This window comes from Corynebacterium sp. HMSC05H05, from assembly GCF_001807265.1.
GTDB lineage: Bacteria > Actinomycetota > Actinomycetes > Mycobacteriales > Mycobacteriaceae > Corynebacterium.
This window is the reverse complement of the sequence record NZ_KV788417.1, coordinates 1-15,250: the sequence shown is the minus strand read 5'-3', so window position 1 is coordinate 15,250 and position 15,250 is coordinate 1. Positions and strand designations below refer to the sequence as shown.

Here is a 15,250-nt window from a genome sequence, read left to right as displayed (position 1 = left end):
CCCGCCCCAAAAGGGCGGGCCCATCGGCATGCCGTTTTTACCTGCGCCCCTCAAGCACCCAGCTGATGAAGCGGCCGGAACACAGCGACCAGTGCACGATGAGTAGCAGCGGAATGGTCAACGCAACGACGTCGAGCCAGTGCGAGCCATTGACCAACGCCACCTGGTGCCCGCCCATGCTCACCGTGCCCGGCGGGAAGGTGCACGACCACCAGGCAGGCGAGTACTCCACCCAGCGCGCGACGTTGGGGTAGAAGTTGAACATCGCCCAAATAGCCAGGGGGATGGCCAACACGAGTGCGACGTAGCCGTAGTAGATCGAGAACTTGCCCGGGTAGAGGATCTGCATCGCGGTGGTGGACTGGCCGATCACGCCCAGCGGCACCCACGCCGTCGCCGACAGCGGCCCCGAAAGGTCCACCTTGCCGTGCCACGCGGCCCAGTACACGCGCGCGAACGTCGGCACCGCGGTGAACAGGGACATCAGGAAGAACACGGTACCCAGCACGTGGTAGAACTGCCCGTAGTCGCGGGCGAGCCAGCCGGCCACCGACGCGGAAATCATCGGGCCGACCAACGGCAGGCCCCAGGTGAACTTCGGCGCGCCCTCAAAGCGGCTGAGCTGGATAGCCCAGGTGATGACGGTGACGGGGGCGCCGACCCAGAAGCCGATGAGGCGGTAGACGCCTTCGTCGGTAAGCCCGGAAAGCGCGGCCCCCAGTGCGAGGATGCCGATGAAGAACATCGACCATTCCGCCATAGTGGTGCGCTGGAAACTGGGGTGGCGGTAGCGCGCGAACCCGAACACGAGCACGACGAGGATGAAGCACGCGATCGCGGCGAAGACTGCGGAGAAGAACTTATGGTCCATCTCCACGAGGAGTCGCGACACGATCGAGGTGCCCATGAGGCTGCCGCCCCACGCGGGGCCGGGCGGTGGCAGTTGGCGGAACTTGTCAGTCACTCCGCGCATGGTAATCCCTTTTGTGGGAAGGTGCGCGCACGGCCTCCCGGTTAGCCCCCGTTGCACCACAACGGCCCCAGCAGCACGAAAACCCGACCTGCGGTTTTGCACCGATGTGGTCGGGTTCCGGTTGGGCAGGTCACTGTCGGACCGCGGTGTGTTTCTAACCCACGTTCGCGCCGAACAGCGAGCCGATGGCGAACGTCGCCGCCAGCGCGATGGTGCCGCCGACGACGATGCGCGTCACCGAGCGCGCGACCGGGGCCTCGCCGAGCTTCGCGGACAGCGCGCCCGTCAACGCGAGCGCCACCAGGGTGAGCACGAAAATGGCGGCGATGCGCCAGGATGCGGGGGCGAGCAGCGCCGTCGCAAAGGGCAGTGCGGCGCCGAGTAAGAACGACAGGAACGATGCGATGCCCGCGGACCACGGGTTGACCTGCATCTCCTCGGCAAGTCCCATGGCGCGCTCGGAGTCGCGCTGCGAGGACACCGAGACGTATTCGCCCAGCGCCATCGACACCGCGCCGCCGATCACGGCGGCGAGGCCGGACATCGCGATCGTGGTCGCATCGGATGTCGCGCCCGCCACGCCGACGACCACGGCGGCGGTGGAGACGATGCCGTCGTTCGCCCCGAGCACCGCGGCGCGCAGGCGGTTCAGTCGCTCGCCGGTGCCGGGCTCATGCCTATCGACGCCACCTTCCGCCGTACCCGGACAATCCATCAGATCAGTCATGACCCAATCGTCGCCCGGCCCGATCACCCCCGCAAGGAAGTTCGGCCTGCCTTACTGCAGGTCAGGGTACGCAAACCTAGCAGTCGAAGTACATCTCGAACTCCTGCGGGGTAGGCCGCAGGCGCACCGGGGTGATCTCGTTGTCGTACTTGAGCTTGATGTAGGTCTCGATGAGGTCCTCGGTGAACACGTCGCCCTCGGTGAGGAAGTCGTGGTCCTCCTCCAGCGCGGCGAGCGCGGCTTCGAGCGACGTCGGCGCCTGCGGGATGTCCTTGGCTTCCTCCGGCGGCAGCTCGTAGAGGTCCTTGTCCACCGGGGCGTGCGGCTCGATGCGGTTCTTGATGCCGTCGATGCCCGCCATGAGCATCGCCGCGAAACCGAGGTAGGGGTTGCCCGACGGGTCCGGCGCGCGGAACTCGATGCGCTTGGCCTTCGGGTTCGCGCCGGTGATCGGGATGCGGATCGCGGCGGAGCGGTTACGCTGCGAGTACACCAGGTTGATCGGCGCCTCGAAGCCCGGCACGAGGCGGTGGTACGAGTTCAGCGTCGGGTTGGTGAACGCCAGCACCGCGCCAGCGTGCTCGAGCAGGCCACCGATGTACCAGCGGGCGATGTCGGACAGGCCGCCGTAGCCGGACTCGTCGTAGAACAGCGGCTCGCCGTCCTTCCACAGCGACTGGTGGGCGTGCATGCCGGAGCCGTTATCGCCGGCGAGCGGCTTGGGCATGAACGTCGCGGTCTTGTCGTACAGCGTCGCGGTGTTCTTGATGATGTACTTGAAGTCCTGCAGGTCGTCGGCCGCGTGCAGCAGGGTGTTGAAGCGGTAGTTGATCTCCTGCTGGCCGCCGTTGCCCACCTCGCGGTGGAAGCGCTCGATGTCGAAGCCGGCGGCGGCGAGGTTGCGCACCATCGCGTCGCGCACCTCGACGGTCTTGTCGTGCGGGGCGACGGGGAAGTAGCCGCCCTTCCAGCGGTTCTTGTAGCCCAGGTTCGGCGAGCCGTCGGCCTCGACTTCGTTGCCGCGGTTCCACCAGCCTTCCTCGGCGTCGATTTCGTAGAACGCGGCGTGGCCCTCCACCTCGTAGCGGATGGAGTCGAACAGGTAGAACTCGGCTTCTGCGCCGATGGAGCAGGTGTCGGCGATGCCGGTGGAGCGCAGGTATTCCTCGGCCTTCTTGGCCACGTTGCGCGGGTCGCGGGAGAACGGCTCGTGGGTGAACGGGTCGTTGACGAAGAACTTCACGTTCAGGGTCTTGGAGCCGCGGAACTGGTCCAGCTTGGCGGTGGCGAGGTCCGGCATGAGGGTCATGTCGGATTCTTCGATGGTGGTGAAGCCGCGGATGGAGGAGCCGTCGAAAGCGAGGCCTTCTTCCATCACGTCTTCGTCGAACATCGATGCCGGGATGGAGAAGTGGTGTTCGATGCCGGGCACGTCGGTGAAGCGCACGTCGACAAATTCCACCTCCTCGTCGGCGATGAATTTCTTGACGTCTTCGATGTTGTCGAAGGACACGGGTGGTACTCCTCGTTGTGTGTCGGACATAAGCGGTTTCAAGTCTACGCGGACCTCCCGCTACGCTTCGGAGGCATGGCTGCTTCTCGACGACAAACCTGGCACGACGGTCCCGAAATCCCCAACCAATTTTCCGGCGAGGACGCCCTGCCTGATTACCCGGGGCAGTTTTTAGGCATGCCGAAGGAGGGGCAGGGATCCCAGGCGTCGGTGTTGCGCCGCATGGGCGGGGTGTTCATTGACTGGGCGTTGTGCGCGGTGGCGGCGTCGCTGATCACGGCGAACACGTCGGCGCTGGGAGACCGCTACACGGCGACGTACCTGCTGTGGCTCGTTTTGGGCATCGTGTGCGGCTGGTTGTTCTCCCGCACCCCGGGCATGGCGGTGCTGGGCATGGGCGTGGCGCGCGTGGACAAGGAGGCCCCGGTGGGGCTGTGGCGCGCGGCGGTGCGCACGATCCTGACGGGCTTTGTGCTGCCGGCGGCGCTTGTGGACGCCGACGGCCGCGGCATGCACGACCGCGCCACCACCACGACGGTGATCCGCACTTAGTTGTTGATGGGGCGTTCCTCGCCGACGAGTTCGTGTGTGAAGTCGATGTAGCGGTAGAACGCCCAGGTCGGGTCGGTGAGCATACGCGCGACGGCGAGCCCGCCGGCGATGAACAGCACCACGAACGACACTTCGGTGAACTTCGACAACGCGTTGAGGATGTCGCCTTGCGCGAAGTTGTGCACCGCGGCGTAGATGACGGGGCCGGGGATCATCACCACCGCCGCCGGGATGGTCACGGTGGTGCGCGGCACCTTCGCCACCCGCCCCAGGAGCCCGCCAGCGATGCCGATGATCAGCGCGGCGATGAAGGCGGCGAGGTAGGAGCGAACCCCGTCCGCAAGCATCGCAAGGCGCGCGGCGTTGGCCGCCATCCCGAGGGTGGCGGCGATGAGCGCCATGCGTCTCGACGAGTTGAACAGCAACGCAAAACAGCCCACACTGACGAAGCTGGCCAGCGCCCCGGAGACCAAAAACTCCGCCGACCTCGGCACCGCCGCCGTCTGCACTTCCGGGGTGCCGGAAAGCATGGCCACCACCGAGACGGTCAGCATGATCACCACGATGATCTCGAGCGCGAAGAACAGCCTTGGGATGCCGGCGGTGAAGTCGAAGCGCGCGAGATCCACAAACGAGGTGAACAGCGGGAAGCCGGGGATCAAAAACAGCACGGCGGCGATGAAGCCGGGGGAGACCACGCTGGCAAACGGCAGCACCCGGTCGAGCAGCAGGAACGCCGACGAGGCCACGAACGACGCCGCCATGGTGATGCCGATCAGGTTGAAGTGCGCCTTGTGCAACAACGCCCGCACGAGCTGGCCCAGCATCGCCGCCAGACACACCATCGCGGCGGTGGCGAGCCCGAACTGGTTCAGCACTGCGAAACCGGCGCAGGCGAGCCCGGCGGCAAGCGTCGATAAGCGAAAGCCCCAGCGGGGAGAGGGGATGCGCTCGATCTCATCCAACACCGCGTTGATGACCTCGGGCGTGCGGTAGCTCTGCAGCAGCGAGTGTGCCGCGGTCTCCAGCGCCTCGATGCGCGAGGCGTTGACACCCGGCAGCGGCACGTCGGACACCGCGGTGCGGAACTGCCCGCCCCGGTGGAACGTGCAGCTGATTGTGTTGAAGCCGACGATGACGTCGGCGTCGTCGAAGCCCACCGAGCGCGCGCAGCGCTTCACCGCGCGGATCACGCGGTAGCCGGACGCGCCCGCAGACAACAACAAGACGCCGAAGCGAAGACAGGTGTTCGCTTCGGCGTCCATGCCGGGGTTGTGCTCGATCACTTGCCGCCCTTGCGCTCCTGCATGCGGCGCATCTTGCGGTTCATGCCCGCCATGTTTTGCGCCTGCTTCGGCAGCGGGCCACCCGGCAGGCCGGCCGCCTGGGCACCGCGGCCGCGCGAATCCATCGCGTCGAGCTTGGCGGCGAGGCTGTACACCTCGTTCTTCTGGTAGTTCTTCGGCAGCTTGAGCAGGTGCTTCTGCAGGTCGCGGGTGCGCACCTGGCCTTCGCCCTCGCCGGCGTACACCTCGTAGATGGGCACGCCTGCCAGCAGGCGGTCAACGCGCTTGTGCTCCTTGCTCATCAGGGACTTCAGGCGGTTCGGGTTGCCCTCACCGACCAGCACCACGCCCGGGTTGCCCACGACGCGGTGCACGGTGTCCATGTGGGTGTTGGCCTGCACGCCGGTTTTGGTTTGCCACACGATGCCCATCGTGTTGCGCATGTTCTCCAGCGTCCAACCGGCGGCGCCGGGGGTGTCGCCGACCTCGTCGTACATGGACTTTTCCAGGCGGCGGGAGAAGATGAACATCGCCAGCACAGCGCCGAGGATTAGGCCCATGATCAGCCAGAACCACTTCGCGCCCCACCACAGGCCGAGGAGGAAGAACAGTAGTCCGCCGCCGAGCACGCAGGCGAGCATGATCGGGATCAGCGCTTTGTCGCGCTTGCGCTGCAGGTCGAACGCCTGCTTGAGCTGCGAGCGGGTTGCTTTGCCCTTGGCGCGCTTCGCGGCGCGCTGTTCTTTCTTAGCGGCTTTCGCCGCTTCCTTGTCCTGCGTCTTAGCCATGGCCATAACTGTATGCCACAGCGAAGACGCGGTCCAAAGACCCTAGCGGGTCTCCACTGGGTGGTCGGCGGAGGCGCCGTACTTCTTCAGCAAGGTGGAGGCTTCCTGGGCGGTGTCGCCTTGCGACGTCTCCGCCAAGTGCTTCAGGTTCTCCGGCAGCTCGAGGCCACGGTGGGCCATCGCCTCGACGTAGAGCTTGCCGGCGCGGTAAGAGGAGCGCACCAGCGGGCCGGACATGACGGCGCCGAAGCCCATCTCGTAGGCGGCGTCGCGGTACTCGATGAACTCTTCCGGCTTCACCCAGCGGTCGATCGGGTGGTAGGTCGGGCCGGGGCGCAGGTACTGGGTAATGGTGATGATGTCGCAGCCTGCGTCGACCAGGTCGTGGAGCGCCTCGAGGACTTCCTCACGGGTTTCGCCCATGCCGAGGATGAGGTTGGACTTGGTAATCAGGCCGAAGTCGCGGGCCTGGCGGATCACGTCGAGGGAGCGCTCGTAGCGGAACGCCGGGCGGATCCTCTTGAAAATGCGCGGGACGGTCTCCACGTTGTGAGCGAAGACCTCGGGGCGGGCCTCGAAGACTTCCTGGAGCAGGTCCGGCTTGCCGGAGAAGTCCGGGGTGAGGTTTTCCACGCCGGTGTGCGGGTTGAGCTCGTGAATCTTGCGCACGACCTCGGCGTAGAGCCAGGCGCCCTCGTCGTCGAGGTCGTCGCGGGTGACACCGGTGATGGTGGAGTAGTTCAGGTTGAGGCTCTGGACTTCTTCTGCCACGCGGCGCGGCTCGTCGCGGTCCAGCGGATCCGGGCGGCCGGAGGCGATGTCGCAGAAGTCGCAGCGGCGGGAGCAGCGGGATCCGCCGATGAGGAAGGTCGCCTCACGCGACTCCCAGCACTCGTGGATATTGGGGCAGCCCGCCTCTTGGCACACGGTGTGCAGGCCCGCGCCCTTGACCTTTTGCTTCATGTCCTCGTATTCGGGACCGGTCTTGACGGAGTTGCGGATCCACCGCGGCTTCTTCTCAATCGGTGTTTCGGAGTTGCGCGCCTCAACGCGCAAAAGCTTGCGGCCTTCTGGTGCTACAGTCACGCCACTTACCGTACCTTCCGTGTCAAACCCTTCGAGGGGTCTGGTCGGGTGGCGAAGGTGTGGTCGGCTACGACCAGCTCGCCGGACAGGGCGCGCTTCAGCTCGCGCACCATCGGGGCGGCCATGTCGGCCGGGGTGATGTCGCGGCCGAGCTCGAGTGACAGGGTGGTCACGTCGGCGTCGTCGATGCCGCAGGCGACGATGTGCTCGTAGTGCTCGAGGGTGTTGTTGCAGTTCAGTGCGAGGCCGTGCATGGTCACGCCGCGGGTGATGCGGATGCCCAGGGCGGCAATTTTGCGTTCGCGTGTCGACGCCTCCGGGTCCACCGCCTGCGTCTCCTCCGGCACCCAGACCCCGGAGCGTCCGTCGACACGGCCCGCCGTGGTCACGCCAGCGTCGCGCACGACCTGGATGAGCGCTTCTTCGAGACGGCGCACGTAGTCCACCACGTCCACCGGCTCCGCGAGCTTGATGATGGGGTAGACCACCAGCTGGCCCTCGCCGTGCCAGGTGATGCGTCCGCCGCGGTCCACCGGCACCACGGGCACGGGGTAGGCGGGGTCCGGCATGTCCTCGGGCTGCGTGCGCTTGCCGGCGGTGAAGGTGGAGGGGTGCTCGAGCACCAGCACTGTGTCCGGTAATTCGCCTTTGGCCCGTCGAGAAGCAATGTCTGCCTGGAGGTCCCAGGCTTCCTGATAGTCCACGAGCCCCAGCTCGCGCACGTCAATGGGCGCGGCTGAGGCTCGGATGGATTTGTCGGCGGGGAAAAACGGGTCGCGCGGGGCAGTCATACCCTGCCACCCTAGTCCCCGCCGCCAGGTGGGGACTACACGCCGTTGGAGGAGGCGTATTCGTCGGCGGTCATCAACGGACCAACCTCCTCGACCTCCACCTCGAAGAGCCAGCCCTGGCCGTACGGGTCGTTGTTGATGGCCTCGTAGGCGCCGTCGATGTCCTCGTTGACCGCGGTGACGGTGCCGGTGACCGGGGAGTACAGGTCGGAGACGGACTTGGTGGACTCGATCTCGCCGCAGGTCTCGCCGGCGGTGACGGTATCGCCCACCTGCGGAAGCTCCGCGAAGACGACCTCGCCGAGGCGGTCAGCGGCGACGTGGGTGATGCCCACGCGCACGGTCTTACCTGCTGCCTCGTCCGGGTTGGCGTTGATCCACTCGTGGTCCTCGGAGTAGTAGAAATCCGGCTTCAGCTCCATGGTTATGCGTCCTTTCGGGAGTAAAACGGGGTCGGTGCAATAGTAAACGGGTAACGGCGGCCGCGGATGTCGATTTCCACTTCCGTACCCTCTTCAGCGTGTGCCGGGTCCAGGTGCGCGAGCGCCACCGGGTAGCCCAACGTCGGCGACGGCTGGCCGGAGGTGACCACGCCAATTTTCTCGTCGGAGTCTTTCAGGAACACCTCGGCGCCTTCGCGGGCGGCGCGGCGCTGCTCGGAGGTCAGGCCCGCGATGACCACGCTCGGCTCGCGGCCGGAAAGGGCCTCCTTGCCCACGAAGTCCGCCTCCTTCTTGGCAAACGCGCGGCCCATGCCGGCCTCCACCGGGGTGATCTCGGCGGTCAGCTCGTGGCCGTACAGCGGCATCGAAGCCTCCAGGCGCAGCGAGTCGCGCGCCGCCAGGCCGCACGGGGTGCCGTGATCGATGACGGCGTCCCACACCTTCTGCGCGTCCTCGCTGGTGCAGAACAGTTCGAAGCCGTCCTCGCCGGTGTAGCCGGTGCGGGCGACGAAGATCTCGACAGGTTCTTCCGTCTGGTCCGAGCGGAGCGAGGACCAGGCGCCGGAGTAGTAGGACAGGGCGGAGGCGTCGTCGCTAAGCAAAGGCTCCAGCACCTCGAGCGCACGCGGGCCCTGGACCGCAACCAGCGCGAACGCTTCCGAATTGTTGCTCAGCTCCACGTCGAAGTCGCCCTTGCGCGCCTCAAACGCGGCCCACACGGCGTTGGTGTTCGCGGCGTTGGGCACGACCATGAAGTGGTTCTCGCTGAACTTGTAGGTGATCAGGTCGTCCAGGATGCCGCCGTCCTCGGCGACGATCATGGAGTACTTCGCGTTGCCCTCTTTCAGGGCGGAGAAGTTGGAGATGAGCGTGTAGTCCAAAAACGCGGCGGCGTCGGGGCCCTGGACGTTGATCTCGCCCATGTGGGACAGGTCGAAGATGCCCACGTCGTTGCGGACGGCGCGGTGCTCCTCCAGCTCGGAGCCGTACTTCAGCGGCATCTCCCAGCCACCGAAATCGGTGAAGCTGGCGCCGAGCTTTTCGTGGGTGGCATGCAGCGGGGTCTGTGGCATTGGTTCTCCTTTAAGACTCAGTTTCGATGTCAAACGCTTCCGGCGGCGGGCAGGCGCACTGGAGGTTGCGGTCGCCGAAGGCCTCGTCGATGCGACGCACCGGCGGGAAGTACTTTGCGTGCACCAGGGAAGCGACCGGGTAGGCGGCCTTCTCGCGGGTGAACTCGTACGGCCACTCCGAGCGGATCACGCTGGCGGCGGTGTACGGGGCGTTGTGCACGACGGACTGCTCGTACTCCACGTCGCCGTCGATGATCTCCTGGATCTCGGCGCGGATGGAGCGCATCGCCTCGATGAAGCGGTCCAGCTCGGCCAGGTCCTCGGACTCGGTCGGCTCCACCATCAGCGTGCCGGCGACGGGGAAGGCGAGGGTGGGGGCGTGGAAGCCGTAGTCGATGAGGCGCTTGGCCACGTCGGCCGCGGTGACGCCGGAGGCGTCGGTAAGTTCGCGCAGGTCCAGGATGCACTCGTGGCCGACCAGGCCGTCGTTGCCGGTGTAGAGCACCGGGAAGGAGTCACCGAGCTGGCGCGCGATGTAGTTCGCGCCCAACACGGCGTGCTCGGTGGCGCTGCGCAGGCCCGCAGCACCCGACATGGCGATGTACGACCACGAAATCGGCAGCACGCCAGCGGAGCCGTACAAGGTGGAGGCAACCGGCCCGCCGCCCTCGCCGTCGGCGGCAGTCGGGTCGCCCGGCAGGAACGGGATCAGGTGCTCGCCCACGCCGATCGGGCCCACGCCCGGGCCGCCGCCGCCGTGCGGGATGGTGAATGTCTTGTGCAGGTTCAGGTGGCTCACGTCGCCGCCGAAGTCGCCCGGGCGCGCGATGCCGGTCAGGGCGTTCATGTTCGCGCCGTCGATGTAGACCTGCCCGCCGGCGGCGTGCACCTTGTCGCAGACCACGCGCACGTCCTCCTCGTAGACGCCGTGCGTGGACGGGTAGGTGAGCATGATCGCGGCCACGGCGTCGGCGTGCTTCTCCAGCTTCGCGTCCAGGTCCTCCAGGTCGATGGAGCCGTCGTCTGCGGTTTTGACCACCACGACGCGCAGGTTCGCCAGCGTCGCCGACGCCGCGTTCGTGCCGTGAGCCGAGGCCGGGATGAGGCAGATGTCGCGCTCGGTGTCGCCGTTGGCCACGTGGTACGCGCGGATGGCCAGCAGGCCGGCCAGCTCGCCGGTCGCGCCGGAGTTCGGCTGCACGGACACCTCGGCGTAGCCGGTGATTGCCACCAGCCAGGAGCGGATTTCGTTGATAAGCTCGCGCCAGCCTTCGGTGTACTCGTCGGGGGTGTAGGGGTGCACGTTGGCGAAGCCCGGCCAGGTGATCGCCTCCAGGCCGGCGGTGGGGTTGAGCTTCATGGTGCACGAGCCCAGCGGGATCATCGTGCGGTCCAGCGCGAGGTCCTTGTCGCCGAGTGTGCGGATGTAGCGCATCATCTGCGTCTCGGAGTGGATGCGGTTGAACGTCTCGTGCGTCAGGAAATCGGTGGTTCGCTCGAGCGCCGCCGGGATGCGCGCGTCGCCCTCGGCGGCGGAAGCGCCGAAGCCTGCCAGCAGCGCCTCGACGTCGGCGTCGGTGGTGTCTTCGCCGAAGGAGATGCCGACGGTGGCCTCGTCGATTGCGCGCACCAGGTACCCGGAAGCAGCAAGCTTTGCGACGACCTCCGCCGCCCCCGCAACCTCAACCGCCACCGTGTCGAAGAATTCGGCGTGCTTGACCGTCACACCGGCAGCCTCGAGCGACGCGGCGAAGTCCGCGGCACGCTTATGCACCGCACGCGCGATGTCCGTCAAGCCTTCAGGGCCGTGGTAGACGGCGTACATGGACGCGGTGACGGCCAAAAGCGCCTGCGCGGTGCAGATGTTGGAGGTGGCGCGCTCGCGGCGGATGTGCTGCTCGCGCGTCTGCAGGGCCAGGCGGTAGGCCGGGTAGCCCTCGGCGTCCTTGGACACGCCCACCAAGCGGCCCGGCATCTGGCGCTGCAGCTTCTTTCGCACCGCCATGTAGGCCGCGTGCGGGCCGCCGTAGAACAGCGGCACGCCGAAGCGCTGTGTGGTGCCGATGGCGATGTCCGCGCCGAACTCGCCGGGGGACTCAAGTAGCGTCAGTGCCAGGATATCGGCGTCGACGGCGACCAGGCCGCCGCGCTCGTGGATCGCCTCGATCACCGGGCGCGGGTCCACGATGTCGCCCTCGGTGCCCGGGTAAGCGAACACGGCGCCGACGAGGTCCTCGCCGACCACGCCCTCGGCCAGGTTAGCTACCTCGACCTCCAGGTCGATCGCGCGGGCGCGCTCGGAGGCGACCTTGATCACCTGCGGGTGCAGTCGCGAATCCAGAAGCACCCGGCGGCCCTTCTTCACCACACGCGACATCAAACCGACGGCTTCGGCGGCGGCGGATGCTTCGTCGAGAAGCGATGCGTTCGCGATGTCCAGACCGGTGAGATCTTGCACCATGGTCTGGAAGTTCAGCAGCGCCTCGAGGCGGCCCTGCGAAATCTCGGCCTGGTACGGCGTGTAGGCCGTGTACCAGCCGGCGTCCTCCACCACACCGCGGCGGATCACGGGCGGGGTCAGGGTGGAGGAGAAGCCCTGGCCGTAAAACGCGCGCAGCACAGTGTTCTTGTCTGCGAGCTCGCGCAAGCGGTCCTGGGCCTCGTACTCCGTCAACGCCTCCGGCAGGTCGAGCGGCTGTTGCGCCAGGATGCCGGAGGGCACCGCCGCGGCGATCAGCGCATCGATGGAATCGTAGCCCAGCGCATCCAGCATTTTCTGCTGCTCTGCCTGGTCTGGGCCGATATGACGGGAGATGTAATCCAAAAGAGGGCTCCTTGAAAATCGGGTCGTGATAACCACGCGACAGCTTAGCTGTTTCTCAGCCGCCGAACGCCCGTTTTAGAACTCGTCTACACCCGCGTTTCCGAACAGCCACGTCACCGCGATCGCGCCCGGATCCGGCACCTCCTTCGCGCTCTCGCCGAGGTAGGACGCGCGGCCCTTTTTCGCCTGCATGCCGCGGGTCGCCTTCGCGCCTTCGACCGCCGGGGCGAAGATGTGGGCGAGCACCTCGTCGACGCTGCCGGTGGCCTCGGTGGCGGCGCGGGCGGCGGGGGCGAGGGCGTCGACGAGTGTGTTATCGCCCTCTTTCGCGCCGCCGAGCTCCGTGATGGCGTCCACGCCGCGCTTAAGCCCCTCGGCCAGCGCCGTGGCAAACGCATCGCCGTCCGCGTCGCGTGAGTCCACGCCGGCGTTGTCGAACACGTCCGCCATCTGGCGGAAGAACGTGCCCAGCACCGCACCCGAGGTGCCGCCGGCGCGCACCAGCATGCGGTGGGCGAAGAAACTGAGCACCTCTGCATCAGCACCCCGCACAGGCCTGACGACGTCACCAAAGGCCGCCTCCATATTCTGACCGAAGTCGCCGTCGCCGGCCTCGCGATCCAGGGCGGTCAGGTCGTCGTAGCTGACAGCGAGGCGCTCGACAAAGCTGGTCAGCCACGCGTTCTCCTCGCCGCTGTCCGGCTGGGTTTCGTCGTCGACCATGCGCGCGTCCGCGTACTCCGGATCTGCGACGGTGCCGGGCCAGGCGGGGGCGGCGGTGTCGGCGTCGATGAGCTGGAGCAGCTCGTCGTCGACCACGGTGAGTGTGAGCGAAATGCCCGCCATGTTCAGCGAGGTCACCAGCGTGCCGCGCATCCCGCGGCGCACCTTCAGCCCCAGTTCCGTCAGCTGCTTGAGCGCCTCGCCGAACACCAGGTCCTGCTCCAGCTGGCTCGTGCCACCCAGGCCGTTGACAAAAAGCATGACGTCGCTGCCCTCAACGCCGGCCTCGCGCAGCGAGGTCAGGATGCCGCCCAGGAGCTCCTCCACCAGGGCCGCGGCGGTCAGTTGCGCGCCGGCGATGTCTCGTCGCTCCACACCCGCCTCGCCGTGGATGCCCACGCCGACCTCGATCTGCCCTTCGCCCAAGTCGAACGTGGCGCGGTCCGAGGTCGGGGAGTGGCCCGGCTGCAGCGCCACCGCCATGCTGCGGGACTGATCCGCCGCGCGCTGGGCAACCTTCGCCACCGCCTGCAGGTCGTCGCCACGCGCCGCGGCAGCGCCCGCGATCTTCTCCACAATCACCGTCGCACCCGTGCCGCGGCGGCCCGGCGAGTCGTCGTTGTCGATCTCGGTGGCCACGTCGTCGTCCACCAGCACCTGCGCCACCTCAGCGTCGGCATGGTTCGCCGCGACGGTGAAGTTCATCACGTCGCCGGTGTAGTTCTTCACCACGTGCACCACGCCCGCGCCGCGGTCCGCCCAGTCGGTGGCCGCGTCGATCTGCACCGCGTTGGGGGAAGTGAACAGCAAACCCGGGCAGGCAGCATCCAACATGCCTGCGCCGATGAAACCGGCGTGCATCGGTTCGTGGCCGGACCCGCCGCCGGAGATGACGGTGACTCGTTGTTCGCCTTTGGTGGCGTCGTCAAGCACAAGCCCCACGAAGCCCTCGTCGTGCCACTCGGCGCAGGGGTGCGCGGCAACAAGGCCGCCGAGGGCCTCGCGCATGAAGTGGTCGGTGGAGTTACGAAATGATTTGAACGTGTCAGTCATACCGCCACTGTATGCAACAACGACGAAACCCGGCACCTAAAAACGGTGCCGGGTTCAGCGCATCTAGGGCTTAGACGTCGAGGTCAGCCTCGAAATCGCCCTGCTCGATGCGGTCCTTGATCGTGGTGACGAAACGGCCCGCGTCCGCACCGTCGATCAGCTGGTGATCGTAGGTGAACGGCAGGTAGCACATCTGGCGGATCGCGATGGAGTCGATGCCGTCCTCGGTCACGATGACCGGGCGCTTCTCAATCGCGGCGGTGCCCAGGATGCCGGCCTGCGGCGGGGTCAGCACCGGGGTATCCAGCAGCGCGCCCTCGGAACCGATGTTGGTCACGGTGAAGGTCGCACCGGACAGATCGTCCGGACGCAGCTTCTTGTCGCGCGCGCGGGACGCCAGGTCGGTGATCGCCTTCGCGATGTCGGCCAGGTTCATGTCCTGCACCTTCTTGATCACCGGCACCAGCAGACCCATCGGGGTATCCACAGCGATGCCGATGTTCACGTCGGAGTGGTAGGTGATCTCCTTCGCGTCAGCGTCGTAGGACGCGTTGACGTTCGGGTGGGACACCAGCGCCTCTGCCGTGGCCTTGATGAAGAAGGCCAGGTAAGTGATGTTGGCGCCATGCTTCTCGACGAATGCCGGCTTGACCTTCTTGCGCAGCTCCGCAACGCGGGTCACGTCGACCTCCTGCACGTGGGTCAGCTGCGCGGTGGTCTGCAGGGACTCCACCATCTTCGCGGCGGTGATCTCGCGGATGCGGTTCACGCGCTGGGTGGTGCCGATGAGCTCCGCCTTCGCCGGGTCCACGGACTTGGTGGACCAGTTGGCGCGCTCGCCCTTCGGGGCATCCGCCTGCTGCGTCGCCGCGGACGGGGAAGCGGATGCGCCCTCGGCCGCGGCCAGGACGTCCTGCTTGCGGATGCGGCCGCCAACGCCGGTGCCCTCAACCGCGTTCAGGTCCACGCCGTGCTTCTCAGCCAGCTTGCGCACCAGCGGGGTGACGTACGGGACGTTGTCGCCGTTGTTCACCTTGGCGGAAGCGTTCTTGGAGTCAGCCTTGTCAGTCTTCTCGGCCTTCTCAGCCTTCGGCTCTTCCTTCTTCGGCTCCGGCTTCTTCTCTTCCTTCGGCGCAGCCTTCTCTTCGACCTTCTCCTCGGCCGGTTCTTCTGCCTCGTCCTCGTCGGCGTCGTCTGCCTCAACGGCGGCGTCGGCGTCGCCGATGATCACGATGACATCGCCGACCTCGACGGTGTCGTCCTCCTCGGCCAGGATCTCCAGGATGGTGCCCTCGACCGGGGACGGGATCTCGGTGTCGACCTTGTCGGTGGAGACCTCGAGCAGCGGCTCGTCCACCTCGACCATGTCGCCGACGGACTTCAACCAGGTGGTGATGGTGCCCTCGGTGACGGACTCG

13 protein-coding genes are annotated in these 15,250 nt (G+C 66.8%); 1 reads left to right on the top strand and 12 read right to left on the bottom strand.

What is annotated here, in order from left to right; genetic code table 11:
* Positions 1-37: 37 nt before the first annotated feature.
* From HMPREF3151_RS10610 to glnA, 3 genes are all read right to left on the bottom strand, one after another.
* Entirely contained in the window at positions 38-973 is a 936-nt protein-coding gene (locus HMPREF3151_RS10610) for a TDT family transporter (RefSeq protein ID WP_083290316.1), read from the bottom strand.
* A gap of 154 nt (positions 974-1,127) precedes the next feature.
* Positions 1,128-1,700 (bottom strand): VIT1/CCC1 transporter family protein, encoded by a 573-nt coding sequence (locus HMPREF3151_RS10605; protein WP_083290317.1) that lies wholly within the window; start codon positions 1,698-1,700, stop codon positions 1,128-1,130.
* A 76-nt stretch (positions 1,701-1,776) separates the two neighbouring features.
* On the bottom strand, positions 1,777-3,243 hold the full coding sequence (gene glnA, locus HMPREF3151_RS10600; protein WP_371441218.1) for a type I glutamate--ammonia ligase: 1,467 nt from the start codon (positions 3,241-3,243) through the stop codon (positions 1,777-1,779).
* 45 nt (positions 3,244-3,288) lie between these two features.
* Here glnA and HMPREF3151_RS10595 point away from each other — a divergent pair, with 45 nt between their 5' ends.
* Entirely contained in the window at positions 3,289-3,765 is a 477-nt protein-coding gene (locus HMPREF3151_RS10595) for an RDD family protein (protein ID WP_070475750.1), read from the top strand.
* Here HMPREF3151_RS10595 and HMPREF3151_RS10590 read toward each other — a convergent pair.
* The 9 genes from HMPREF3151_RS10590 to sucB all read right to left on the bottom strand — a co-directional run.
* Positions 3,762-5,051, bottom strand: coding sequence for a threonine/serine exporter family protein (locus HMPREF3151_RS10590; protein WP_083290315.1), 1,290 nt, complete (start codon positions 5,049-5,051; stop codon positions 3,762-3,764). The two genes, HMPREF3151_RS10595 and HMPREF3151_RS10590, sit on opposite strands and share 4 nt — an antisense overlap.
* Complete coding sequence (locus HMPREF3151_RS10585) at positions 5,048-5,839, bottom strand: DUF4191 domain-containing protein (protein WP_070475759.1); 792 nt, start codon at positions 5,837-5,839, stop codon at positions 5,048-5,050. The genes HMPREF3151_RS10590 and HMPREF3151_RS10585 overlap by 4 nt, the downstream gene beginning before the upstream one ends.
* Before the next feature lie 42 nt (positions 5,840-5,881).
* Complete coding sequence (gene lipA, locus HMPREF3151_RS10580; protein WP_070475747.1) at positions 5,882-6,925, bottom strand: lipoyl synthase; 1,044 nt, start codon at positions 6,923-6,925, stop codon at positions 5,882-5,884.
* Between the two features lie 5 nt (positions 6,926-6,930).
* The gene (lipB, locus tag HMPREF3151_RS10575; RefSeq protein WP_070475744.1) at positions 6,931-7,716 is read right to left on the bottom strand and encodes a lipoyl(octanoyl) transferase LipB; all 786 of its coding nucleotides are present in this window, start codon (positions 7,714-7,716) and stop codon (positions 6,931-6,933) included.
* 35 nt (positions 7,717-7,751) lie between these two features.
* The gene (gene gcvH, locus HMPREF3151_RS10570) at positions 7,752-8,138 is read right to left on the bottom strand and encodes a glycine cleavage system protein GcvH (protein ID WP_070475741.1); all 387 of its coding nucleotides are present in this window, start codon (positions 8,136-8,138) and stop codon (positions 7,752-7,754) included.
* A gap of 2 nt (positions 8,139-8,140) precedes the next feature.
* On the bottom strand, positions 8,141-9,232 hold the full coding sequence (gcvT, locus tag HMPREF3151_RS10565; protein WP_070475738.1) for a glycine cleavage system aminomethyltransferase GcvT: 1,092 nt from the start codon (positions 9,230-9,232) through the stop codon (positions 8,141-8,143).
* Between the two features lie 10 nt (positions 9,233-9,242).
* A complete protein-coding gene (gene gcvP / locus HMPREF3151_RS10560) occupies positions 9,243-12,056 on the bottom strand; it encodes an aminomethyl-transferring glycine dehydrogenase (RefSeq protein WP_070475735.1) in 2,814 nt (937 codons plus the stop codon).
* A 75-nt stretch (positions 12,057-12,131) separates the two neighbouring features.
* A complete protein-coding gene (locus HMPREF3151_RS10555; protein ID WP_070475732.1) occupies positions 12,132-13,832 on the bottom strand; it encodes a dihydroxyacetone kinase family protein in 1,701 nt (566 codons plus the stop codon).
* 70 nt (positions 13,833-13,902) lie between these two features.
* On the bottom strand, positions 13,903-15,250 hold a 1,348-nt coding region (sucB, locus tag HMPREF3151_RS10550), incomplete at its 5' end, for a 2-oxoglutarate dehydrogenase, E2 component, dihydrolipoamide succinyltransferase (RefSeq protein ID WP_070475730.1).